At 39.6% G+C, this 25,033-nt stretch carries 23 protein-coding genes and 1 pseudogene; 14 read left to right on the forward strand and 10 right to left on the reverse strand.

Annotation, left to right across the window (positions count from 1 at the left end; translation table 11 throughout):
* Positions 1 to 52: 52 nt before the first annotated feature.
* Complete coding sequence (citG, locus tag JOC76_RS15965) at positions 53 to 916, forward strand: triphosphoribosyl-dephospho-CoA synthase CitG (protein WP_205179055.1); 864 nt, start codon at positions 53 to 55, stop codon at positions 914 to 916.
* Positions 917 to 1,044: 128 nt separating this feature from the next.
* Here the strand turns inward: citG and JOC76_RS15970 are convergent, their stop codons facing one another.
* Both JOC76_RS15970 and JOC76_RS15975 read right to left on the reverse strand, forming a co-directional pair.
* Entirely contained in the window at positions 1,045 to 1,191 is a 147-nt protein-coding gene (locus JOC76_RS15970) for a hypothetical protein (protein ID WP_205179056.1), read from the reverse strand.
* Positions 1,192 to 1,301: 110 nt separating this feature from the next.
* Entirely contained in the window at positions 1,302 to 2,345 is a 1,044-nt protein-coding gene (locus tag JOC76_RS15975) for a CdaR family transcriptional regulator (RefSeq protein ID WP_205179057.1), read from the reverse strand.
* A 403-nt stretch (positions 2,346 to 2,748) separates the two neighbouring features.
* On the opposite strand from JOC76_RS15975, the pseudogene JOC76_RS30060 reads away from it, so the two are divergent.
* The 6 genes and pseudogenes from JOC76_RS30060 to JOC76_RS16010 all read left to right on the forward strand — a co-directional run bounded on the left by JOC76_RS30060 (position 2,749) and on the right by JOC76_RS16010 (position 9,234).
* A pseudogene (locus JOC76_RS30060) lies at positions 2,749 to 3,192 on the forward strand (dihydrodipicolinate synthase family protein).
* A gap of 132 nt (positions 3,193 to 3,324) precedes the next feature.
* On the forward strand, positions 3,325 to 4,650 hold the full coding sequence (locus JOC76_RS15990; RefSeq protein ID WP_205179062.1) for a gluconate:H+ symporter: 1,326 nt from the start codon (positions 3,325 to 3,327) through the stop codon (positions 4,648 to 4,650).
* Between the two features lie 29 nt (positions 4,651 to 4,679).
* Positions 4,680 to 5,630, forward strand: coding sequence for a 2-hydroxy-3-oxopropionate reductase (gene garR, locus JOC76_RS15995; RefSeq protein WP_205179063.1), 951 nt, complete (start codon positions 4,680 to 4,682; stop codon positions 5,628 to 5,630).
* Between the two features lie 100 nt (positions 5,631 to 5,730).
* On the forward strand, positions 5,731 to 7,083 hold the full coding sequence (gudD, locus tag JOC76_RS16000; RefSeq protein ID WP_205179064.1) for a glucarate dehydratase: 1,353 nt from the start codon (positions 5,731 to 5,733) through the stop codon (positions 7,081 to 7,083).
* Positions 7,084 to 7,296: 213 nt separating this feature from the next.
* The gene (locus JOC76_RS16005) at positions 7,297 to 8,424 is read left to right on the forward strand and encodes a glycerate kinase (protein ID WP_205179065.1); all 1,128 of its coding nucleotides are present in this window, start codon (positions 7,297 to 7,299) and stop codon (positions 8,422 to 8,424) included.
* Positions 8,425 to 8,538: 114 nt separating this feature from the next.
* Positions 8,539 to 9,234, forward strand: coding sequence for a FadR/GntR family transcriptional regulator (locus JOC76_RS16010; protein ID WP_205179066.1), 696 nt, complete (start codon positions 8,539 to 8,541; stop codon positions 9,232 to 9,234).
* Positions 9,235 to 9,326: 92 nt separating this feature from the next.
* On the opposite strand, the gene JOC76_RS16015 is transcribed toward JOC76_RS16010, so the two are convergent.
* The gene (locus tag JOC76_RS16015) at positions 9,327 to 10,265 is read right to left on the reverse strand and encodes a LysM peptidoglycan-binding and 3D domain-containing protein (protein WP_205179067.1); all 939 of its coding nucleotides are present in this window, start codon (positions 10,263 to 10,265) and stop codon (positions 9,327 to 9,329) included.
* 394 nt (positions 10,266 to 10,659) lie between these two features.
* Here JOC76_RS16015 and JOC76_RS16020 point away from each other — a divergent pair, with 394 nt between their 5' ends.
* Positions 10,660 to 10,929 carry a CD3324 family protein gene (locus JOC76_RS16020; protein ID WP_205179068.1) on the forward strand — a complete coding sequence of 90 codons (270 nt, stop codon included), beginning with the start codon at positions 10,660 to 10,662 and terminating at the stop codon, positions 10,927 to 10,929.
* A gap of 397 nt (positions 10,930 to 11,326) precedes the next feature.
* Complete coding sequence (locus JOC76_RS16025) at positions 11,327 to 11,977, forward strand: FusB/FusC family EF-G-binding protein (protein ID WP_205179069.1); 651 nt, start codon at positions 11,327 to 11,329, stop codon at positions 11,975 to 11,977.
* Positions 11,978 to 12,147: 170 nt separating this feature from the next.
* Here the strand turns inward: JOC76_RS16025 and JOC76_RS16030 are convergent, their stop codons facing one another.
* Positions 12,148 to 12,990 carry an MIP/aquaporin family protein gene (locus JOC76_RS16030; protein WP_205179071.1) on the reverse strand — a complete coding sequence of 281 codons (843 nt, stop codon included), beginning with the start codon at positions 12,988 to 12,990 and terminating at the stop codon, positions 12,148 to 12,150.
* A 36-nt stretch (positions 12,991 to 13,026) separates the two neighbouring features.
* On the reverse strand, positions 13,027 to 13,734 hold the full coding sequence (locus JOC76_RS16035; RefSeq protein ID WP_205179073.1) for a GntR family transcriptional regulator: 708 nt from the start codon (positions 13,732 to 13,734) through the stop codon (positions 13,027 to 13,029).
* Positions 13,735 to 13,928: 194 nt separating this feature from the next.
* On the opposite strand from JOC76_RS16035, the gene bglA reads away from it, so the two are divergent.
* From bglA to JOC76_RS16055, 4 genes are all read left to right on the forward strand, one after another.
* Positions 13,929 to 15,368, forward strand: a complete 1,440-nt coding sequence (gene bglA / locus JOC76_RS16040) for a 6-phospho-beta-glucosidase BglA (protein WP_205179075.1) — start codon at positions 13,929 to 13,931, stop codon at positions 15,366 to 15,368.
* Positions 15,369 to 15,765: 397 nt separating this feature from the next.
* Positions 15,766 to 17,283 (forward strand): malate:quinone oxidoreductase, encoded by a 1,518-nt coding sequence (locus JOC76_RS16045; RefSeq protein WP_205179076.1) that lies wholly within the window; start codon positions 15,766 to 15,768, stop codon positions 17,281 to 17,283.
* A gap of 215 nt (positions 17,284 to 17,498) precedes the next feature.
* Positions 17,499 to 17,666 (forward strand): hypothetical protein, encoded by a 168-nt coding sequence (locus tag JOC76_RS16050; RefSeq protein ID WP_205179077.1) that lies wholly within the window; start codon positions 17,499 to 17,501, stop codon positions 17,664 to 17,666.
* On the forward strand, positions 17,663 to 17,926 hold the full coding sequence (locus tag JOC76_RS16055) for a hypothetical protein (protein WP_205179078.1): 264 nt from the start codon (positions 17,663 to 17,665) through the stop codon (positions 17,924 to 17,926). The genes JOC76_RS16050 and JOC76_RS16055 overlap by 4 nt, the downstream gene beginning before the upstream one ends.
* Positions 17,927 to 18,553: 627 nt before the next feature.
* On the opposite strand, the gene JOC76_RS16060 is transcribed toward JOC76_RS16055, so the two are convergent.
* The 5 genes from JOC76_RS16060 to JOC76_RS16080 all read right to left on the reverse strand — a co-directional run bounded on the left by JOC76_RS16060 (position 18,554) and on the right by JOC76_RS16080 (position 23,674).
* On the reverse strand, positions 18,554 to 18,778 hold the full coding sequence (locus JOC76_RS16060; RefSeq protein ID WP_205179079.1) for a hypothetical protein: 225 nt from the start codon (positions 18,776 to 18,778) through the stop codon (positions 18,554 to 18,556).
* A complete protein-coding gene (locus JOC76_RS16065; protein ID WP_205179080.1) occupies positions 18,775 to 19,977 on the reverse strand; it encodes a Ger(x)C family spore germination protein in 1,203 nt (400 codons plus the stop codon). The genes JOC76_RS16060 and JOC76_RS16065 overlap by 4 nt, the downstream gene beginning before the upstream one ends.
* Positions 19,978 to 19,981: 4 nt before the next feature.
* Entirely contained in the window at positions 19,982 to 21,082 is a 1,101-nt protein-coding gene (locus JOC76_RS16070; protein WP_205179081.1) for a GerAB/ArcD/ProY family transporter, read from the reverse strand.
* 16 nt (positions 21,083 to 21,098) lie between these two features.
* The gene (locus JOC76_RS16075) at positions 21,099 to 22,682 is read right to left on the reverse strand and encodes a spore germination protein (RefSeq protein WP_205179083.1); all 1,584 of its coding nucleotides are present in this window, start codon (positions 22,680 to 22,682) and stop codon (positions 21,099 to 21,101) included.
* A 248-nt stretch (positions 22,683 to 22,930) separates the two neighbouring features.
* Entirely contained in the window at positions 22,931 to 23,674 is a 744-nt protein-coding gene (locus JOC76_RS16080) for an SDR family NAD(P)-dependent oxidoreductase (RefSeq protein ID WP_205179084.1), read from the reverse strand.
* Positions 23,675 to 23,987: 313 nt separating this feature from the next.
* Here JOC76_RS16080 and JOC76_RS16085 point away from each other — a divergent pair, with 313 nt between their 5' ends.
* Positions 23,988 to 24,839, forward strand: coding sequence for an SGNH/GDSL hydrolase family protein (locus tag JOC76_RS16085; RefSeq protein WP_205179086.1), 852 nt, complete (start codon positions 23,988 to 23,990; stop codon positions 24,837 to 24,839).
* Positions 24,840 to 25,033 lie beyond the last annotated feature (194 nt).

Genomic DNA, 25,033 nt, shown 5'->3' on the forward strand with positions numbered 1-25,033 from the left:
GGTTTTTAGCAAGTTTGGCCATTCTTTTTTTGAAGGGAGAAAGACGTAATTTATGACTGAACGGTGGATACAAACGATTTCTCAAAAAGCGCTGCTTTCTTTGCTTTATGAGGTTTCTGCAAGCCCCAAGCCCGGGCTGGTAGATAGATTCAATCAGGGGGCCCATAAGGATATGGACTTTTTTACATTTATGGCAAGCTCTGCTGCACTGAGTAACTATTTCAATGACTGTGCTGCCGAAGGCCTAAAATACGCTGGACAAAATCCGCAAGAACTGTTTCAAGCTCTAAGAAGTCTTGGCATGGATGCTGAAAAGTCAATGTTTGAGGCCACGGATAACGTTAACACCCATAAAGGTCTGGTTTTTTCCTTGGGAATCATCTGTGCGGCAGCTTCTTGCTGTATGACAGAAAATGAAACTAAAATGGTCACCACGGATACTATCTGCGAAAAAGTTTCCTTCATGACGCAGGGTTTATGTTTAAGAGAATTGACTTATATGAACAAGTCGGATGCTCTTACTTATGGAGAGAAATTATATCAGAAATACGGGCTGAGAGGGATACGTGGAGAGGTCGAAAGCGGTTTTCCGACGGTGCGGAAGTACTCTCTCCCTGAGTTAAAAAAATTAAAATCAATGAAAACCTTGCATCTTAATGATATTTTGGTCCAGGTACTCCTCCATCTGATGGCAGTCAATGAAGATACTAATATCGTGGCAAGACATGATTTGGAAACATTGGAATTTGTCCATCATAAAGCCATAAAGGTGCTTGATTTGGGTGGGATCATGACACCAAAGGGTTTACAGATGACCCATGAAATGGATAGGGAATTTATCGACAGAAACATCAGTCCGGGAGGATCAGCTGACTTATTGGCAGTAACTGTTATGTTTGATCTCCTTTCACAATGAGTGATCAGACGAAATAGTTTTTCCTGAACTCCAATTAACCAGATAGAGAAGTTCCACGTGAAACATTTTCTTAAAGTCCATGCTATAATTAACAATAGTCAGTATAGGTCTTAACAAAAAAACTCGGATTAATCTTTCCGAGTTTTACTTTGCTGGACGCCTTCAGCTAGTTCTATTACGCCCCAGTCCATAATGTTCTTTCTTTTTACTTCTTCAAATACTTTTGATTTCTTCGAATTCTCATTTTTTTCTTCATTAGGATTAACTTTTTCCATGATTGAACACCTCTTAAGCTTAGTTTGTTTCAAAAAACAATAAATACCCATAATATCCTAAAAAAGACAGCCTTCCTATTTATTTGGAAGACTGTTTTTAGAAAAGGCATTTACATGGAGGATTGCATTTTATACAGGACATATCCTGTAAAGAGTTGAAATAAGTCGGTAAATTTCTTTGGATTTTTATTTGTTAGAATTTCAAGCCTCTGTAACCGATAAGCTAAACTATTTCGATGGATATGAAGCTCCTTTGAAATAGCATTCATATCACCACTGTTATTAATATAGCAAAGAAGCGTTTCAACAAGCTCTTGTCCTTTAGGATTAGCCTCTAGTTCCTGGAAAAAATGACTAATCTCACCAAGTGATGTATCTTTATTAGTTAAATAATCAATAAATTTTAACTCTTGATAATAGCAGAAAGTAGAGGGAAATTCTAATTTATCAGCTATATCTATCGCTCTTTTTGCTTCATGTACGGATTTTGCAACATGTGTGCTGCTATCACCGATACCAATTCTTGTGCTGTTTTGAGTGATGGTAGATTCCAATCTTTTTAAAATGTCACTATCGTTTGGCACAATCAGTAACAAGGTAGATTTATTCAGTTTGAATGTAAATTCCTGATCACGCAGATAGGGTTCTTTTTTGGTTTCACCCTTGACAATAATCGCTTTTCTTTCCAGTTTTAAATTAATTCCAATGGCTTCCCCACTATTAATAAAGGCATCATCATATGGTTCTAAACGGAAAATCCATTGATATAAAAATTCTTCCTTCATTTGTTCTTGAATTCTGCGCTCTCTAAATAAAAATTCCTGATCAATTAATAATTCAGCAGTAACACGGACTAATTCAGCAAAAGGTTCAACAATCTTAGGTTCCCCGCTTATGCCAATGACTCCTATAATATCCTTCTTAAAATGAATAGGGATATTGACACCGGGCTTTGAGGAAGTATCTGATTCATAAACGGAAACGATTTTTCCTAGATTAATAGCTGATAAGGCACCTTCATGAAAGGTACCGATTCGATTTGCTTCCCCACTTCCAATAATAGTCCCCACTTCGTCCATAATATTTACATTATACGGAATCACCTTCATGACTTTATCTGCAATCTCTTGAGCTAAAACTTTATGTATTTTCAAAACAATAGCCTCCTTGCAGTGTAAACTGTTTATTATCCCCATTTGTAATTTTTGGTTATTTGACCAAAAAAAGTAAGAGAATATTAGTGAATTGAATGATGATTTATTTGTAAGACAATTATACAATAAAAATGTAAACGGTTACTAAAAATTTAATAAAGTTAAAGATATTTTTGAATTATTGTAATAAAACAGACATTTTATGATTATTGACTATTTTAGCTTTCCATGAAACTTAAAATCTAGTTGTTCACTTGCCTAAAAATGTATAGATAAACTTTAGCAAATTGAATAAAGATATTTTCACCAAAACCGTTTACAATAGATATGTGAACAGTTTCACAAACTTTCAAAGATCACATATTTATAAATTGGAAAAATGAATAAGCTGGGAGGAGTCACGATGTTTAAGCCAAAAGGGGTCATTCCCACATTAGTCACACCATTAGATAAGAATGGCCAACTGATGGAAGATGAACTGCGAAAAGTCATTGATTACACCATTGCAGATGGTGTTCACGAATTATTTGTCTTAGGAAGCAGTGGCTAAATTTACGGGCTTACGCCAGAATAAAAACGCTGTGTTGTGGAAGTAACAGTGGATCACACTGCTGGAAGGGTTCCTGTTTATTGTGGGGCTAGTGAGAGCACGACTAAAGACTGTATTTAAACAGCTCAGATGGTCGAAGAAATTGGCGTTGTTGCAGCACTTTCTGTCTTAACTCCATATTTTATGACACCAACACAAACGGAGTTAGCTGATCATTTTAAAGCGATTGCGAAGTCAACAAATTTACCAATTATTCTTTATGGGAATGAAGCTCGAACTCAGGTGAAAGAATGGTAGGAATTGATGTGGGTTATGCTTTTGGACCTGCAGCCGAGATGAATCCAGAAAGCAAGACAATCTTAGAAAATGTTTTAAAAGATTTAGAACTCTACCAAATTTATTAATTTCCTAAGGGAAGGAAGAAATAACATGCCATTATTGTATGTTGCCTTAGCTGTTGTCCTTTTACTTGTTTTAATGATTCCTCTAAAAATGAATGGTTTCATAGCCCTACTCTTAACTTCATTATTTGTTGGTTTCCTCGTAGGAATGCCTTTGGATAAAATTTGGGATACCATTGGTGCTGGTCTTGGTGGACAGCTGAGCGGCACGGCTCTTATTGTTGGACTTGGCGCTATGCTTGGAACGGTGATGGCTGATGCGGGAGCTGCACAGAAAATTGCTAATAGTTTAGTAGATAAAATGGGAATTAAAAGAGTCCAACTTGCTATATTAATCGCTTCATTTGTACTTGGCATTACCATGTTTTATGAAGTAGCTTTTGTGTTATTAATTCCACTTGTATTTGTCATTGTTCGTCAAACAAAGTTAAATCTTTTATGGGTTGCTTTACCAATGTCAATCGGGTTATCAACTTGTCATAGTTTTCTCCCGCCGCATCCAGGGCCTGCAGCCGTTGTTGGCGTCTTCCATGCGGATATGGGACTAACTCTTTTATACGGTTTAATTATTGCTATACCTGTAGCTGCTTTTATTGCACTTACTTGGCCTAGACTTCCATTTGTTAAAAAGATTAATCCAATCATTCCTGATGGACTTATTACGAACAAAACATTTAAAGAAGAAGAAATGCCATCCTTTGGATCAAGTATTTTCGTTGCGCTTATTCCAGTAGTACTTATGGCCCTTGATGCTATTTCCACTATATTTTTACCAGAAGGTAATGGTTTTAGGCACGTAATGGATTTCATCGGTGAATCAAATATGGCATTGTTAATCGCTTTGTTAATTTCTATGTGGCTTTTAGGACCAAGAATCGGCCGTCCACTAAAAGATGTCATGCAGTCTTGTTCGAATGCAGTTAAGCCAATGGCAATGATCATTTTGGTAATTGGTGCGGGAGGTGCATTTAAGCAAGTCCTTGTTGATGGTGGAATTGCCGATTACATCAAAGATATCACAGCGGGCTGGCATATGTCTCCAATCATCCTTGCTTGGATCATCGCTGCTCTCTTACGTATTGCTCTTGGTTCAGCAACCGTTGCAGTTATGACGGCTGCTGGAGTGGTACTACCTATCGCTCAAAGCTCAGGAATAAGCATGGAATTAATGACACTTGCCGTTACATGCGGAAGTATAGCTTTCTCCCACGTAACGGATCCAGGATTCTGGATGTTTAAGGAATACCTAAATTTATCGGTTGGTGAGGCAATTAAAATAAGAACCACTTATACAACTGCACTTTCCATCCTTGGTTTAATCGGTGTATTAATCCTGAATATGTTTATTGGATAATATCTTCTTTTGAGTCAACCGGGCAGTAAATGATAGGGAAGTACAACCTTGTACCTCTTTTAATAAAAAAATTTGTAGGAGTGAAGTTAATGATGAAGAAAATCGGATTTATTGGATTAGGAATTATGGGTAAGCCAATGAGCAAAAACTTGATCAAAGCTGGATTTCAGTTAATCGTTAGTGATTTTAATAAAGATGCCGTAAGTGAACTTGCACAATTAGGTGCAGAAGTAGAAACAACGCCAAAAGCGATTGCGGAAAAAGCAGATATCGTTATTACGATGCTACCAAACTCTCCAAACGTTAAAGCTGTTGCACTAGGAGAAAACGGACTAATTGAAGGTGCACGTGAAGGATTAATTTATGTGGACATGAGTTCAATTGCTCCAGCTGCTTCTCAAGAAGTATATGGTGCTTTAATTGAAAAGGGTGTTGAAATGTTAGACGCGCCTGTAAGCGGCGGCGAGCCAAAGGCTATTGATGGCACGATCTCCGTTATGGTCGGTGGTAAGAAAGAAGTATTTGCAGAAGTGCAAGATGTTTTAGCAGCAATGGCTGGATCTGTTGTACACGTTGGTGAGATTGGTGCAGGTAACGTAACAAAGCTTGCGAACCAAATAATCGTGGCTTTAAACATTGCAGCTGTGTCTGAAGCATTTGTTTTAGCACAAAAAGCTGGTGTAAATCCAGAGGCTGTCTATCAAGCAATCCGCGGCGGTTTAGCTGGAAGTACTGTTTTAGATGCCAAAGCACCAATGATGTTAGACCGCAACTTCAACCCTGGCTTCCGTATTAACTTACACATTAAAGACTTAACAAATGCGATGGAAACTAGTCATGAGTTCGGTTCTCCAGCTCCCTTAACAGCAGCTGTTTTAGAAATGATGTATACCTTAAAGGGTGATGGTCATGAGTTTGATGACCACAGCAGCCTATTAAAATACTATGAAAAATTAGCTAACGTAGAAATCTCACGTTAATGGTTTGATAGATTGATAAACATCATAGGGAACGTGGCAATTTGTAGTTCTGCGTTCTCTCTTTTTACAAAACGAAACCATTTTGATTGGAGACATACCCATGAATACAGTTGAAAAAGTGATTAACGCTACTCCAGTTGTAACTGAAATGGATGTATATCCGGTTGCAGGCCGGGATAGTATGTTATTAAACCTTAGTGGTGCTCACGGAGCATACTTTACTAGAAACATTGTCATTTTAAAAGATAGTAATGGAAATGTTGGCGTTGGTGAAGTACCAGGCGGTGAAGGAATCCGTAAAACACTTGAAGATGCAAAAGCAATTGTCGTCGGATCTTCCATTGGTAACTATAACAATATACTAAATAAAGTACGAAGCGAATTTGCCGGTCGTGATTCAGCAGGCCGTGGTTTACAAACGTTTGATTTACGGATTACCATCCATGCTGTTACAGCGATTGAAGCAGCCTTACTTGACCTGTTAGGAAAGCATCTAAATGTTCCGGTTGCCGCTCTTCTAGGTGAAGGCCAGCAACGTGATAAAGTTAAAACACTTGGTTACTTGTTCTATGTTGGCGACCGCAACAGGACTGACCTTCCATATTATAGAAATCCTGATTCTGAAGTGGAATGGTACCGTATCCGCCACGAAGAAGCGTTAACACCGGAAGCAGTTGTTCGCCTTGCTGAAGCTTCACAAGCACTTTATGGATTTAAAGACTTTAAGCTAAAAGGCGGCGTTTTAGAAGGGAAAGAAGAAATCAAAGCGATTAAGGCATTAAAGGAACGATTCCCTGATGCAAGAATTACCCTAGATCCAAACGGCGCTTGGTCTTTAAAAGAAGCAGTTGAGCTTTGCAAAGACATGCATGGAATTCTAACTTATGCTGAGGATCCATGTGGTGCAGAAAATGGATACTCTGGCCGTGAAGTCATGGCTGAGTTCAGAAGACAAACTGGTCTTCCAACAGCCACTAATATGATCGCGACTGATTGGCGTCAAATGGGCCACACCATTTCCCTACAATCTGTAGATATTCCGCTTGCGGATCCGCACTTCTGGACCATGCAAGGTTCTGTGCGCGTAGCCCAAATGTGTAATGATTGGGGTTTAACTTGGGGTTCTCACTCCAATAACCACTTTGATATTTCCCTTGCGATGTTTACACATGTGGCTGCGGCTGCTCCAGGTGAGATTACGGCAATCGATACGCACTGGATATGGCAGGAAGGCGTTGAGCGGTTAACGAAGGATCCATTCCAAATTGTTGATGGTCACTTAGCCATTCCTGATAAGCCAGGTTTAGGTGTGGAAGTTGATATGGACCAAATCAAGATGGCGCATGAGTTATATAACAACATGGGACTAAATTCTCGTGATGATTCAGTCGGAATGCAGTTCTATATCCCAGGCTGGAAGTTTGATAACAAACGTCCGTGTTTAGTAAGATAATAGGAAAAGCGGAAGTGACTGATCAGGGAAAAAAGTAGTTCATTTTTTCCTAGGGGCGCAAGGCTACAGACGAGCCTTCTTGACGGATTGGCTGTAGACCTTCGAGCCCCCAGGCGCTGCAGCTAGACAATCCTACAAATAGGGTGACTTCTTGGTCATCCTTCTCTTTTAAAAAGCCGATATACTAAATTGACGATAAAAGGACCGATTATTATGAAGTTTGTATTAGCCCCTGATTCATTTAAGGAAAGTATGTCGTCCAAGAGGGCTGCTCTTGCGATGGAAAAGGGAATAAAAGCAGTATTTCCTAATGCAGAATGTGTGATTGTTCCCATGGCTGACGGTGGAGAAGGAACGGTCGAATCTCTAGTGAGTGTGTCAAACGGGGAAATGATTAAGACAGAAGTAATTGGACCATTAGGCGAAAAAGTGATAGCTGAATATGGTCTACTAGGACAAGGGAAAACGGCCGTTATAGAGATGGCCTCAGCAAGTGGACTTGAATTGATCAAGCAAGGGGATCGAAATCCATTACTAACCACAACCTATGGGACAGGTCAATTAATTATTCATGCTCTAAATAAGGGCGTGACACGGTTGTTGATTGGAATAGGCGGTAGTGCTACTAATGATGGCGGCATGGGAATGTTACAAGCGTTAGGCGTTTCTTTCAAAGACCAAAGTGGAGATGAACTGCCATTTGGTGGAGGGGCATTGCATCGCTTACATTCAATTGATATGAGTGGATTGGATGAACGGATCAATAGGGTAAAAATTGATGTTGCCTGCGATGTCACCAATCCTTTAATCGGTGAAAATGGAGCATCTGCCATTTTTGGTCCTCAAAAAGGAGCAACTCCCGAAATGATAACAGTTCTTGACCAAAATCTAGCGCACTTTGCCGAAGTGACGAAGAAGCAGCTTGGTCAAGATATTGCCCATATGGATGGTGCCGGTGCTGCCGGCGGCCTTGGTGCAGGGTTAATGGCTTTCTTAAATGCTCAGCTCAAAAAAGGTATCGACCTTGTGATTGAATATACTGGCCTTGAAGAACGAATCAAGGGAGCAGATTATGTATTTACTGGAGAGGGCAGCATTGATGGCCAGACATTGTTTGGCAAAACACCGTACGGAGTTGCTAATATAGCCAAAAAATACTCAGTTCCTGTAATTGCTTTTACTGGTCGAGTGGGCAATGGCGTAGAATCTCTATACGATAACGGATTTAATGCGATTATCGGGATCTTAAAAGGGGTTGCTACATTAGAGGAAGCACTCGCATCAGGAGAAGCAAATTTAACGTTCGCTGCAGAAAATATTTGCCGCATCTTAAAAATTTAGACATAAAGTAAACGCTGCTAAGTTCTGCAGCGTTTTTTATTTTATTCGCTGGTGATAAAGAACGTTAATATATTATAATAGGCTTACAAAAATGGTAAAACAAGGAGCCTAAGTATGGATGAAAGTCCGAAAAAGATACATGTTGAGTCAGTAAACCGTAATACCTTATCTAAACAGGTAGTGAAAAGTATTATTCAACTCCTGGTTAGTGGTCAGATGAAACCAGGAGATAAGCTCCCAACGGAAATGGAATTAATGGAGAAAATTAGTGTGAGCCGGCCTGTGTTACGTGAGGCACTTAGTTCTCTTGAGTCCCTAGGTGTTATCAGCCGTAAAACACGTGAAGGTACTTTTTTTAATAATAAAATTAGCAGTCATCCCTTTTCCATTATGTTATCCCTGGCACATGATAATCTGCAGGCCATAATTGAAGCAAGAATGGCATTAGAATTGGGCTTAATTACAATTGCAGCTGAGAAAATCAGCGATGAAGAACTTAGTCGACTTAAAAGTACGATTGATGTGATTGCAAACAGTAACGGAAGTGACTATGGAGAAGCGGACATTGAATTTCATCGGATCATTGCCTTAAGTGCAAATAACCAGATTGTGGAAGGGATGGTTGATTCATTAATCGTTACCCTTGTCAAAACGAACAGTGAAATAAAAGTTCGCGAACCAGAACGAACCGTTCAACATCATCTGGCTATCTATAAGGCATTGGAAAAACGGGATCCTTTTGAGGCATTTCATCAAATGTATTTACATCTAGATTACGTACGACAAAAGGTGTTAAAAGATCATACCTAAGCATTAAAAAGGTGATTTCTAAGAAGTTAAACCAAAAGAGTCTGTCCCTTTTAAAGGACAGACTCTTCATTTTACTGCTATTTTTTTGCATGTTAATTTTGTATGGTTACCTTTACTTGTTTTACGCCAAAATTGATGGCATCATGTTCAGAAGGAATAAAGATATCAATTCGATTTCCTTTAATGGCTCCACCAGTATCTCCTGCGACAGCCTCACCATAGCCTTCTACATAAACTTTACTGCCCAGCGGTATTACGGATGGATCAACTGCAATGACTTTTGTCTCAGGGTTTGCTTTAAGGTTAATTCCAGTAGCCGTAGTACCAGAACATCCCTCACACGACGCCGTATATGCGGTTGCTTTTACTGTGATTTCCTTTGAGCCTGTATCCTCCGTTGGTGCGGCGGGTGCCGCAGGTGCACTTTTCTCAGGGCTTGTATTACTCGTTGGTGCGGCGGGTGCCGCAGGTGTGCTTTTCTCAGCACTTGTATTACTTGTGGATGCAGCTGGTGCCGCAGGTGTGCTTTTCTCAGCACTTGTATTACTTGTAGGTGCGGCGGGTGCCGCAGGTGTACTTGTCTCAGCACTTGTATTACTTGTGGATGCAGCCGGTACTGCAGGTGCACTATCCGTTTGTGCTTGTGCAGCAGGCATAGCCTGTTCCTTGGTATTAATAGCATTAAAGATTAGTAGATTTAATCCAGGCTGAATAAGATCGCTATGTAATTCGTTCCACTCTTTAAGTTGCGAAACAGTTATATCATTATTCATAGAGATGTCCCATAATGTGTCACCTTGTTTAACAATATGTTGTTTATCCGGTGAAATATTTAGAATATCCCCGGGATGGATTAGGTCCGTATGCAGTTGATTCCAACTTTGGATACTTTCTAAAGATATATTATTTGCACGTGAGAGATCCCACAGGGTATCCCCTTTTTGTACTGTTAATGTTGCAGCTTGTACATTAGCACTTACCGTTACCGAGAGTACAGTAACTGCTAAAATGGTTATGATTCTTTTAAGCATTTCTTTTACCCCCATGTTCTTTAGTTGCCAACTTTTCATTATCGTAACATAGATATTTCTGAAACAAAGAACAGAGGGATGTTAAATCGTTTACATTCGTGGCAATAATATTGCAGTAATATTTCCAAAACAAATAAATATTCAAAAAATAATGCCAAAAGTATCCTTCATTCGAATCGTAAACTTCGCTATAATGATAAATTAAAGGGGGTGCTTACAGATGGAGAATCACATAAGATTGTCTGGTACTTCTTCCACTCATGCAAGGCCTATTATTGGAAAGGCGATACTTTGCGTGGGGCGAAACATATAAATTTATCGCTGAAAGAGCTTTTCTAATATTTTGGCTTTGCACCTTATTTTCTTTCAAAATTAAAATAAGGAGCGGGCAAAGGTGAAGTATATTAATGCAAATAAGGTTTTACCTGAAAACCTAATCGTGGAAATCCAAAAGTATGTCCAGGGAGAAACCCTTTATATTCCTAAGCCGGAAACAGAGCGCCGGAAATGGGGAACTTCAAGTGGGGGAAGACGGATGCTTGATCGCCGTAATGAAGCCATAAGAAATTCTTTTATGAATGGAAGCAGTATCCAGCAATTAGCTGAAGAATATTACCTCTCTACCGAGACGATTAAGAAAATAGCGTATTCACATAAACAATAGAAGAACAGCACTGGTGAAATCCTTCATCAGTGCTGTTTTATTTAAGGGCTCTGTTAAACGAAATTGTTGTTTTTAATACCCTGTTTATTGGAGCGGAAGGCGCTCGACTCCTCGAAAATGCTATCGCATTTTCTTCGTGCGTGGGCGGATTCGAGGGAGAATTTCAATGTCCTGCGGGAGTACGGGGCTGGGGAGACCCCACAGGCGCTGTCTTCGCCGAGGAGGCTCCCCGCACGCCCGCGGGTTTGCTAAGCGCCTGCAGTGGAAATAAACAGCCAAGTATAACAGAGCCTTATGTAAAAAACGTTTCTAAGTTATTTTCTCCATTTTAAAATTTTGCTGCTCTTTTTATAATAAGTGTAAAGAGACGGCAGCAAAATGACTGGAGATGTACATGATGACAGAAAAATTCATTAAAAATGAACAGTTAAATTTTATAAAAACGCAGATTACTTTGATTAAGGACAGTGTCAGAAAGAATTTACCCCCAACCGTTTTGGCTGCTGTGATCGACTTAGCTAATGCTAAGATCCTAGATCTTATTCCAAATGCATCTTTGGATCAACAAAAAATGCTGGACCTTTCAAAACTAAAATCAGATGACGAGTACGAGCAGTATGTCCAACGGCTATCGGACTTTTTGCGGCCATTCCCAAGAGTTACTGAGCAGCAACTGAAAAAAATGTTTCCGAAGAATAAAAAATTAAAGCTGCCTGATTTATCACAAATAGACCACAGCCAACTGACCTATTTAAGCTGGAACGATTTAGGATCCAATAAAAAGTTCATTGTCTATGAGCTAGAGGGAACAATGGCGGGCATTGAATGCAAATTGACACCAACTAGTAAAAAGAATATTTGTTCTTTCTGTAATGGCTTTGGGGAGGTTGCTTATTTTTCCACTGTCACAAAAGCGAAAAAATCCAAAAATCCGGATTATTACAAGGCCATCGGCAACCTTATTTGCACGGATAGCAGCGAATGTAATAAAAAAATAACTAATGTCGAATATTTAACAACTTTTCTAAAAGATTCACTAGGAATGTAAAACCCTCACATAGGACAGTGATGGCTCTATTAAAAAGTAAAGCCCTGCAACATAATACCAACGGTAAATGGAGGTTTTATGTTACAGGTTCTTCTTTTTTTATAAAAGTCTAAGGATCATCGTTACAGCTAGTTCGCCTGTACCCTTTGTTACAGTGCTATTCACTGGCTCTATTTTGCCTTTAGAAAAGTGACAACGGGAGCATCTGACTTTAACAACTTTTGTTTTTTCATTCCTGAAAAATACAATAAAACTAATATAAGGGAGGTTAAACCTAACGTAATGAACAACTGGAAGGACATTTTTCCAAGGAACACACTATTGTAAAAGAAGCCACCAAGAACTCCCCCAAGAATAGGTCCAATAACCGGTATCCAAGCATAGCGCCAGTTTGATTTCCCTTTAGAAGGGATTGGTAAAAGGAAATGCATGATTCGGGGTCCTAAATCACGAGCTGGATTCAGCGCTGCACCAGTCGTTCCAGCTAATGCTAAGCTGAGAGTCATAATTAAAAAACCGACAGCTATTGGGTGAAGGCCATCTGTAAACTTGTTGGCACCAATCGAAAGAATCCCAAGTACCAGAATAAAGGTTGCGATGATTTCACTTAAAAGATTGGAAAACGTATGCTGAATGGCTGGACCTGTTGAAAAAACACCTAAAATGACGTTTGGATCCTTTGTTTCTTTCCAATGAGGAAAATACTGTAAATATACCCCAGCTGCACCAATCATGGCACCTAAGAACTGAGCAGCGATGTATCCGGGAACCTGTTCCCAAGGAAAATTACCTGTAAAGGCTAAAGCTAAGGTGATAACCGGATTTAAATGGGCTCCGCTTATGTCTCCTACAGTAAAAATGGCGATGGTGACGGCCATCCCCCATGCAAATTGAATCGTAAACCATCCGGCGTTATAAGCAAAAGACTTTTTGAGAGAGGCGCCCGCACATACACTTCCCCCTATAAAAAGTAAAATGGCAGTACCAACGACCTCTCCCCAGAAGGCTGTCATGGTTTTACCCCTTCCTATTATTGTTTAGTTGTTTTATCAGAACTGGCTATTTGCTTGGATAAAGAATTGGGATTGTTCATAGTTATAGGTGACTTTGGAAAAGTCAAATGGCTGACCATTCGTTAAATGAAAAATAGTTTCTACGTTAAGTTTGGGTGAGTCCACCTTTAGGCCTAAATACATAGCTTCCTCTTCATTCAGCTTACCTACTTGAAGAAACATATCTGAAAAGCCAACCTTTAATCCCAAACCTTCTCTAATGTAATTAAAGATTGATTCCGAGACAATTTCTCTATTTAAATACGTAATAATGGCTTTATTATAATAGGATTCTTCAAAGCACAAGGTTTGTCCATTGATATACCGTACCCTCTTAACATAATAGACATCGTCACTAAGTCCAATATTTAAGCTATCGGCTGCCTCTTGCGTTGGTTTTCTTACGTCTAATTCTATGAGCTTTGAAGTAACTTGAAAATCTTCAAGATCTTTTTTAAAGCCTTGGTTAGAAAGTAGGCTAATGTAACCTTCCCTTTTATGCCTTCTAACAAAAATCCCGCTGCCCCTTACTTGAAAGACGACTCCCTTTCTCTCCAAAAGATCTAAAGATTTAGTAATCGTACTCTTACTCACATCAAATTGAGCCATCAGTGTTTCTAGTACGGGTAGCTTATCCCCCTGTTGAAGGGCATTTTGCTCAATATATTGTTCAATTTCTGTTGCAATTTGTTGGTATTTTAACATATCAATTCCTCATTAGTTATGAACTTTCTTAATAGTAGAAGTATAACATAAACATACTAAAATTATTATACAGTTACAAAAAAATTATTTATTACTTGAAAAATTATACCGGTACAATTATATTATTAATGTGAAGATCATAAATGAAGAATACTAAAGACGTATATTGATTATTATCTGGGAGGATTAGTATAATGGGAAATTTACCAAAGGATTTTCTATGGGGCGGTGCGTTAGCTGCTCACCAATTTGAAGGTGGCTGGAATCAAGATGGTAAAGGGCCAAGCGTTGTAGATGTTATGACTGCTGGTGCACACGGTGTAGCGAGAAAAATCACAGATACAATCGAAGAAAATGAATTCTACCCAAACCATGAAGCGATTGATTTCTATAATAGATATAAAGAAGATATCGCTTTGTTTGCGGAAATGGGATTAAAATGCTTAAGGACTTCAATCGGCTGGAGCAGAATTTTTCCAAACGGAGATGAAGCGGAGCCAAACGAAGGCGGTTTGCAATTCTATGATAATGTATTTGATGAATTACTAAAGTATGGAATTGAACCTGTTATTACGTTTTCTCACTTTGAAATGCCATTACATCTAGCAAGAGAGTACGGCGGTTTCCGAAATCGTAAAGTAGTAGATTTCTTCGCAAAATTCGCTGAAGTGTGCTTCAATCGTTACAAAGACAAAGTAAAATACTGGATGACTTTCAACGAAATCAACAACCAAATGGACGTAAATAATCCAATCTTCTTATGGACAAATTCAGGTGTTTTGGTGGAAGAAAACGAAGATGCGAAAGAAGTTATGTATCAAGTAGCACACCATGAATTAGTTGCCAGTGCATTAGCGGTAGCAAAAGGAAAAGAAATTAACCCTGAGTTCCAAATTGGAGCCATGGTGTCACATGTTCCGATCTATCCTTTCTCATGTAATCCAGAAGATGTTATGTTAGCAGAAGAAGAAATGAGACAACGCTACTTCTTCCCTGATGTTCAGGTTCGTGGATATTATCCAAAATACGCCTTAAAAGAATTCGAACGTGCGGGCTATAACATCAAGTTTGAAGATGGGGACGATGAAATCCTAAGAAATGGTATAGTTGATTATCTTGGATTCAGCTATTATATGTCTACAACGGTTAAAAGTGATGTCGTTAGAGAAAATCTCGGGGATATCGTGAATGGCGGATTACCTAACGGTGTTGATAATCCATACATTAAAGCAAGTGATTGGGGCTGGTCCATCGACCCAACTGGTCTTCGTTATACATTAAATCGTTTTTATGATCGATACCAGATTCCATTATTCATCGTAGAGAACGGCTTTGGTGCGATTGATACGGTAGAAGAAGATGGCTCTATCCATGACCCAGAACGTATTCAATATTTAAAATCTCATATCGAGGCGTTAGAAAAAGCAGTTAATTACGATGGTGTGGATTTAATTGGCTATACACCTTGGGGAATCATCGATATTGTGTCATTTACAACAGGTGAAATGAAAAAACGGTATGGTATGATTTATGTGGATCGCGATAATGAAGGAAACGGATCCATGAAGCGATTAAAGAAAGATTCATTTGAATGGTATAAAACGGTAATTGCAACAAATGGTGAAGAATTATAAAAGATAGAAACTGCCTTGATTGGCGGTTTGATTGAAACCCGAATAAGGGACACTTAAAAAGTTCCCTTTTTGGGTTTTTTATATGGTGATTTATGTATGAAATGATTTAGTATTTCCAATAATGGTGCTGTGCATGAAAATCGTTACGGTGAGTTTTAGATATGGTTTTTTCTAGTGCTTTGTAACAGGACCTTGAATTTTTACCATATTTTAAATGGTTTATTTCCTATCAAAATACTAGATGATATTTTAATATTTTAAATATTTGTGATAAAATATTAAGAGGGAATAATTTGATCCAGAAAAGGTGTGTTACTAGGTCGCGCCCTGGTTTGCTGTGACGTTTAAGAGGAGCGCCTACACCGATTCTGCGAATCTTAGATAAGGGACGGTTAATATGAGCAACGGACAAACTAAAACAGACGTGATCTTAATTGGTGCAGGAATCATGAGTGCGACTTTGGGAACAATGCTGAAGGAATTAGTACCGGACTGGAATATGACAGTGTTTGAGAAGCTCGAAAACGCAGGAGAAGAAAGCTCTAACGAGTGGAATAATGCGGGAACTGGACATGCTGCACTGTGCGAGCTTAACTACACCGTCGAAAAACCAGACGGATCCATAGATATTAACAAAGCAATCAAAATTAATGAACAATTTCAAGATTCAATGCAGTTTTGGTCCTATTTAGTAAACAGCAAATTGATACGCAATCCGCAAAACTTTATTATGCCATTGCCCCATATGAGTTTAGTACAAGGGGAAAAGAATGTATCCTTTTTGAAAAAGCGCTTTAAAGCGATGGCAACCAATCCTTTATTCCAAGGGATGGAATTCTCCGATGACCCGAAAAAATTGAAGGAATGGATTCCGCTTATTATGAAAGGCCGTACGGAGGATGAACCTATAGCGGCAACAAAAATCGACTCTGGAACAGATGTCAACTTTGGCGCTTTAACACGCATGTTATTTGATCATTTAGAGAGTAATAATGTCAAAATAAACTACAAACATAGTGTTGATGATATTAAACGTACTAGCGATGGCATGTGGGAATTGAAAGTGCGCAATCTTGAGAGCAATACGGTCGAACGCCATACGGCAAAGTTTGTCTTTATCGGTGGCGGTGGAGGAAGCCTGCATTTACTACAAAAATCAGGTATACCTGAAGGAAAACATATTGGGGGATTCCCTGTAAGTGGACTATTTATGGTGTGTAAGAATCCGGAAGTGGTGGCCGAGCACCATGCAAAAGTGTACGGCAAGGCGAAGGTTGGTGCTCCGCCAATGTCTGTTCCACATCTTGACACAAGATTTATTGATAATAAGAAATCGCTATTATTTGGACCATTTGCTGGCTTCTCACCAAGGTTCTTAAAAACAGGTTCCATGTTTGACTTGGTCACTTCCGTAAAACCGAATAATGTCTTAACAATGTTGGCGGCGGGCGCAAAAGAGATGTCCTTGACGAAATATCTGATTCAACAAGTGATGTTGTCGAAAGAGCAGCGCATGGAAGAGTTACGTGAGTTTATCCCGAACGCTAAAAGTGAGGATTGGGATTTAGTCGTAGCGGGTCAGCGTGTACAAGTAATCAAAGATACGGTTACAGGAGGCAAAGGAACGCTTCAATTTGGTACGGAAGTGGTTAGTGCATCTGATGGGTCCATCGCAGCATTACTGGGCGCTTCTCCAGGTGCCTCTACGGCAGTTTCTGTTATGCTTGAGGTAATAAAGAAATGTTTCCCACAACATATCAAAGCATGGGAACCGAAAATAAAAGAAATGATTCCATCATATGGCGTATCACTTCTAGACAAACCAGAACTCATCAACGAAATTCATACATCAACAGCACAAACGCTTGGTTTAAGCAAACACGCGAAGCGAGAAAAAGGCCGAAGCGTATCATAGAGTCCACAAATTTATGAGTAAAAAGGGTGTTGAAGCAATGTTTGGAATTGCTTGACACCCTTTCTTCGTTTTTAATATCCCTTATACCATTTTTAAACAATCCCTATAACAAGAGTTTGAAGCTGTTCTCTAGTATTTATATTTTTGGCTGTGTTAACCTTGGAAGTTGATTTCCATCCAGGCGCGAGCGGTTCGTGGGAGTGCCTGGTGGCCGAATGCAAGGGTGGTTAGGACAGGTAAAGCCGGAAAAAGCCAAGGGTTGTCCGAATGCAAGGATGATTCGGACAGAGCGAGCCGGAAAAAGCCAAGGGCTGTCCGAATGCAAGGATGATTCGGACAGAGCGAGCCGGAAAAAGCCAAGGGCTGTCCGAATGCAAGGATGATTCGGACAGAGCGAGCTGGAAAAGGCCAAGGGCTGTCCGAATACAAGGGTGATTCGGACAGAGCGAGCTGGAAAAGGCCAAGGGCTGTCCGAATACAAGGGAGATTCGGACAGAGCGAGCTGGAAAAGGCCAAGGGCTGTCCGAATACAAGGGTAATTCGGACAGAGCGAGCCGAAAGAAGCCAAGAGCTGTCCGAATACAAGGATGATTCGGACAGAGCGAGCGGAAAAAAGCCAAGGGTTGTCCGAATACAAGGGTGATTCGGACAGAGCGAGCCGAAAGAAGCCAAGAGCTGTCCGAATACAAGGATGATTCGGACAGAGCGAGCTGGAAAAGGCCAAGGGCTGTCCGAATACAAGGGTAATTCGGACAGCTTGAGCTCAAAAAAGCCAAGGGCTGTCCGAATACAACGGTAATTCGGACAAACTGAGCCCAAAGAGGCCAAGGGCTGTCCGAATACAACGGTAATTCAGACAGCTTGAGCTCAAAAAAGTCAAGGGCTGTCCGAATACAACGGTAATTCGGACAAACTGAGCCCAAAGAAGCCAAGGGCTGTCCGCGAATACAAGTGTGATTCGGACAGAGCGAGCTGGAAAAGGCCAAGGGCTGTCCAAATACAAGGGTAATTCGGACAGAGCGAGCTGGAAAAGGCCAAGGGCTGTCCGAATGCAAGGGGAATTCGGACAGTTCCAGCTGGAAACATCCAAGGGCTGTCCTCAGCGCTATTACGCCTGCGGGTCTCCCCTGCCCCGTACCCGCTGAAGTCTCGCACCTTTCACTTCAATCAACAATGACTTTTAACTTTTAACACAGCCATGTTTTTAAAATGGTTTAGCCCTTTTTTATTCATCTGGGACTGATAATAATGGAGGTGAATTTTGTAATAGTTATTCTATGAGTTTTCCCAGAGGTCTATATATCCAATCTACTAATTCAGTAGGGCCCGGTATATCAGGGAAAAATAGCAATAAATTTGCCATAATCCATCCGAGAGCCGATAGGATAATGAGTGCTGCCTTTTCTTTTTTTTGATCCTGGTTTAATTTAGGCCATTGAAAAAGAATGATTAAAATAATTAATGCGGTACATCCTAGCAGAGGTCCCCATTTCATTCCTTATTCACCCCATTCATAGAGAATTTAGGATTGGTGGTAATCATTCCTTCCCGGCGGACATGGGTTTTTATATCAAAAGAGACTTCTACATTTGGATAAATAGTACCCCAATCATTTTTTTCTCTTTTCCATACCTTGGGATATTTTCGGTGAAAAGCATCGGCAAACCCTAAAATATCTACTTTCTTATCCTTTTGAACAGCACTAAGAGCTAATTGAACCCTTTTTTCGATCCTCTTTTCCAAGAGTTTTTCCAGTTTTTTTGCGACCTTGGGATCTGAGGTATCTAGGGATGTTGAGTTTTGCACAATATCGTTTTCAGATGTAGCTTTAAATATGATTTTCCACTTTCCATTTTCTATTTTAGGGACTAACTTTGTCTTTGCTTTAATTAATTTCACTGAGATATATCCATCTGTATTCCATGGTTTTAAAGAAATAATCGACATTTCAATTTCATTTCTGAACCACAATACCCCTCTTGTCACTTGGGAGTTAATGTGACCAATCATTTTGTCCTTATTAAAGAGAGCAGTTCCAGTAATGTAAGCAATGGTTTGTTTTCCTTTCTCATTTTCCGAATGGAGGATATTAATCCAGGGAATCCCGAGGTCGCCAGAGTCACTGATCAACATTTCTGCTAAATCTTTTGTCGATACATCCATTCCAATTTTAAGAGCGGCTAGTTCTCGAAGCACTTCTGAAATATCCCGCTCAAGCGGGGGCAAGAGGCTGAGAATCTTTGTCACCTTTTGCCCACTGATAAAAATATTCGTACTTTCTCGTATCTGCGGATATCGCATAATAAAGTCAATATGCGCTGCAATTCCTTCTTTAGCAAGCTCCTCATCAATAATGAAAACTTTGCAGATCCCCCAGAAAATTTGCCGCGGGAGTATTCCCTGCAGTTTGGACATGGCTTCTGCCAGTGTTTTTCCGGTTGCCTTTCGTACGAATGTTTTTACACTGCTGCTGCCCCCGTTTCCCTGCTGTCCTATCTCACCTTTTGGAACATTGATGAGAACGGAAAGTTCAATCATATCTTTTGATTTTTTATCGATTCCTGCAGCAGTTACCATTGCCAAGTCGTTAAGTTCATGCCTATCCCAGCATCCACTTAGAAAAACAGATGATACGATCAAATGGATTAGAACCAAATGCTTTCCTTTACTTTTTTGAAAAAGGCTGAGGTTCATTCTGCTATTTTCCTTTCATTTGCTTTGATCTATTTTTGATTAATGCAATGAGTAACAAAATGATAGGTAAACCTAGCTGAAAAGATAGAACATAAAAAGTGGCAGTTGAACTAAGAAATTGAGATAATTCCTGCAGACTAGACGCCGACCACTGCCCTATGATTACTAACAAAACACCTGTTGGTAGAACCAATGGACGGAAATCCTTGAGTTTGAGCCATTGTGCCATCCCAAGGACGAGGACATAATAAAAGACCGTAATTTTAACAAATGCTCCCGCTACCCAAATAGCCATGACGACCGCTTCCAAGTGTTCAAAGAAGTCAGCAATACTTATATAACGAGCTGCAATCATAACAGGATAGGTGACCACTGAATTTAATTTTCCCAGGAGTAAAAGTGTCATGATATTCGTAATAACCATAATCAACATTACGCTAAATACGGAGATCATTCCCCATTTAAGGCCTTTTTCTTGATCAGTTAAATATGGAAGGAAAAATGAAATAAGGAAATATTCGCTAAACCAGCATTGCGGTACAATCGATCCGAATAAAGAAGGTGCTAGGCCATTTTCTAAAATGGGGAACATATGGCTCATATCTAAATCCTTAAAGAGTAAGACAAAAATGGTGAGATAAAGAAGGGTAACAACTGGCACGATGATTTCGGCACACCTTCCAATCACCTCAAGTCCTCCATATACTGCAAAGGCGGAAACCATCACCATTGAGCCTAAAACTACCACCATTGGCGTAAGGTGGAGAAATGTACCTGAGACAAACTCACCATACTCCCGGGTAATAATGCCCGTTATGTGCATATAAAACAGCAAATAACTAGCTGCAATGATTTTTCCAATTACTTTTCCAAGAATTAGTTCGCTGAATTGTATTAACGTTTCTTTCGGATAGAGCTTATGGAACCGATAGGCAATATAAACAATGATAAAACCTGTGACAGAGGCCCAAATAGGGGATAGCCAAAGGTCTTGTTTTGCATGTTTAGCGGTGATAGCTGGAACAAGCATTAGGACTGTTGCTAAAATGGTAGGATTCATCATTACGGCCATTTGAATGGAAGAAATCTTCCCGCGTTCAATCATAAATATTACTCACCTCCTAATCATTTCCATCGGCAGGGCTGGGCTTTTGCCCTTTTGACTGGCGATACTTGTTATAATTTCCTGTCAGATGCGGACGCTTCCGAATAGACCACCAAGGTGCTCTCAGCAAAACATCTTTCACCTCGGCTCCTTCTAATGGGGCCATCGGCGATAGATATGGTACTCCAAATGATCGTAAGGTGCATAAATGAACAATAATTAATAGAATTCCAAGCATAATCCCAAGCAGTCCGAGTGTCCCGGCAAAAAAAATCATGGGGAAACGGAGCACCCTGATCGCAATGGAGGCATTGTAGCGCGGGATCGCAAAGGAAGCAATCCCGGTAATGGCAACGACCATTACCATGGGGGCTGATACAAGTCCTGCAGAAACCGCCGCATCACCAATCACGAGTGCCCCGACAATACTGACCGCAGAACCCACTTGTTTTGGCAGTCGAATCCCGGCCTCCCGTAATGCCTCGAAAGTAATTTCCATTAATAAGGCCTCAATAAGAGCAGGGAATGGCACTTTTTCTCGTGACTCTGCCACACTAAGCAAAAGAGTGGTTGGAATCATTTCTTGATGAAACGTCAGAATCGCTACATAGGAAGAAGGAAGAAGCAAAGCAATTAATAAAAAGCTGTACCGCAGCCAACGAATTAATGTTCCAATCATAAACCGTTGGTAATAATCTTCAGGTGACTGCAGCAAGGAATAAAACGTAACAGGTCCAATAAGGGCAAAGGGTGTACCGTCCGTTAATATCACGACCCGACCTTCGAGCAGATGCGCAGCAGCTGAATCTGGACGCTCCGTACTAATCATTTGTGGAAAGGGAGAATAAGGATCGTCCTCCAAATACTCTTCAATATAGCCACTTTCCAAAATACCGTCAATATCAATTCGGTTTAATCTGTTATGGACTTCTTCCACTAAAGTATCATCGGCAATTCCTTTCATATACATATAGACGATCTGGGTTTGGCTGTACTTTCCCAGTGTGGTTTTTTTCCATTTTAAATCTGGGCTTTTGAGTTTACGGCGCAAAAGTGAGATGTTCACCCCTAGTGTTTCAGTGAACCCGTCCCTTGGACCGCGGACAACGGATTCAGCAATGGGTTCCTCAACAGCACGTTTTTCCCATTTAGCTAACCCAACTGAAACAGCTTGTATTTGTCCATCAATTAGAATCACCGGGTTCCCTATAGAGACCTGTTCAATGATTTCAGCTAAAGTATTTAATGGGTTCACTTTTGAAACGGTTAATTTTTGATTGAGCATATCAGGAGTGACTGCTTGTTCTAAATCACCAGGCCTCATAAGTGGTTGAAGTACACTGTGATCAATTTCTTCAATATTTGCCAATCCTTCTAGATAAATAATAACGGCCGCTGTAATTTCACCTAAAAGAAAATTACGAAAGATTACATCTGGACAATCTGTGTAAACAGATTTTAAACATTCTACATTTATCGATAAGTTTCTAGAAAGAATATCACCCTCTACTAGTTTTTCCGGATCAGCCTTTTGTTGTTTTGGTTCTAATAGATCTATTTTTTTGTATTTTTTCTTTCGTAAATTTCTTATTAAATGCATCGCAACTTCCCCACTGTCTGTTGAAAATTAACCTAGAAGGAATTTATCATCCATCCTATTTTGATACCTGAATGGTTTTTTTATCCAACAATTATTTCTGGAGGTTTTAAGAAACATAAAAAGCCTAATTCCAAGTTCAAAGAACAAGGAATTAGGCTTATTTAAAAATAAATATAGTATTGTTAACATTGTTTAGAAACACTGTACGATTGCTAAAGTGGTATTATTCTATTAATTGAATCCTCATCTTATTTCGCTGTATATCCACCATCAACAAGGATCGTTGTCCCCGTAACAAAGTCATTTTCCGCTAAGAAAACAACTGCATGTGCGATTTCCTCTGGCTTGCCTAAGCGGCCAATTGGATGTTTAGCAACTAAGCCATCGTAAAAATCACCAAGGGCTTCTTTATTAACCATACCTGATTCAATAAAACCAGGAGCCACCGCATTTACTCGAATATTACGGTCAGCATATTCCAATGCAACCGATTTTGTAATTAAATTAACAGCCCCTTTACTTGCTGCATATGGAATAGAGGTTGGTTCACCAACACTTCCTAAGATAGATGAAGTGTTAATAATAGAACCGCCACCAGTTTTAAGCATTTCGCGAAGCGCATATTTAATCCCATAAAACACACCATCTTGGTTAATCGAAATAACACGCTTATAATCTTCATCCGTTAATTCGTGTGTTGGTTTTTGGATGCCAGTTCCTGCATTATTAAAGATGACATCTAATTGTCCAAAATGTTTTACTGTTTCAGCAACAAGATTTTCAACGGATTGCTCATCTGCCACATTTACAGAGGCAAATAATACGTTTTCATATTTCTTTTTTAACTCTTGTTCGACTCTAACGCCAGCCTCATTATTGTAATCACCAATAACCACTTTAGCCCCTTTGTCTAGGAATGCCTTAACAGTTGCTAATCCTATCCCAGATGCACCGCCAGTTACAATGGCAACCTTATTATTTAAATTTGTCATGATTAATTCCTCCCCAATATTAATTCAACACACTATTAACAGTAAGAACCAAATCGCCTTACGTTTCCCCTTTGTGTGTTTTACACTATAAAAATAGTACAAAAATATCATAGCAAATCATTTGTCGATTGTCGACAAAAACGTATTAGAATCATGGGGACGGTTCTGTTGATTCGGAATCAGTAGAACCGTCCCCGTGATTCTTGAAATGTCAATAATGCTCACTTTTTGCATGATGAAATTGGTTTAAATTTCTGACTAGTCTGATTATAATAGGGACGAATACCTATAAGCTTAAAAGGAGGAACTAGTTATGAAGTTTAGGCGTTTTTCTTTTATCTTAGTGTTCATCTTGCTATTGAACACATTCGTAGCTCCGTTAGCGTTTGCCAAATCTTCGCCAGATCCAAAACCCAAGCTTAATATTGTCGCGCTAGGAGATTCGATTACCTTTGGATATCCACCACCCTCAACAACAGCCTTTCCTGATTTAATTTCAGGCGCAACTAATGTCGTAAAGTTTGGCGGGAGCGGTGCCACTTCGGCAGATTTATTAGCTGCAATTAACGCTAATCCAAAGGCATTTAAGGATGCCCTTAGGGAAGCCGATGTAGTAACGATCAATATCGGAAGTAATGATTTCATTCAGGCGACAGGATTGGCAACTCTTTTTGGCCAAATACAGCAGTTATTGCCGATTGATAATCAGACTAAACTTGGACAATTGGCTCAGCTATTGAGTTCTGCACCATCCACACTCAAACCTCTTACACAAGATCAAATTAATGTATATACAAATAATTTAACAAAAATAGTTAAAATGGTTAAGGCACATTCAGATGCTCCAATCATTTTATATAACCTATATAACCCTATCGTTATAGGCACTATTCCTGGTTTTGAACCATACCTTACACCGCTACATAACTTTGTAGAAAGTAATTTAACAATCGTAAATGGAGCAATTCAAAAAGCAGGAAATATAAAAGGAACCTATGTAGCAGATGCATACACTACATTTAGTCAAAATGCAGCAGCCTTCATTCTTCCTTTTGATATCCATCCAACACTAGCAGGACATCAGGCTCTAGCGTCATTAGCTGATGCCCAAATTCAATCACTATTCCAGCAAAAAAAAGACGACGACCATCACGACTGCCATTAAAATAATTGGAAGGAATATAGAGATGCAGTGCGGTTCCCTATTGGACCGCAGCTGCATCTTTTTTTGCATATTCCAAATTAGGTTGTCAATCGAAGTAAAGGTTTATTTTTCCTTTTATTAGGTATATAATACCAAAAGCCAGAGTTTTAATTAACGTAAGAATTGTATCAGATAGATTAGTTTAAAGTGTGGAG

This window comes from Neobacillus cucumis (assembly GCF_016908975.1).
GTDB lineage: Bacteria > Bacillota > Bacilli > Bacillales > Cytobacillaceae > Neobacillus > Neobacillus cucumis.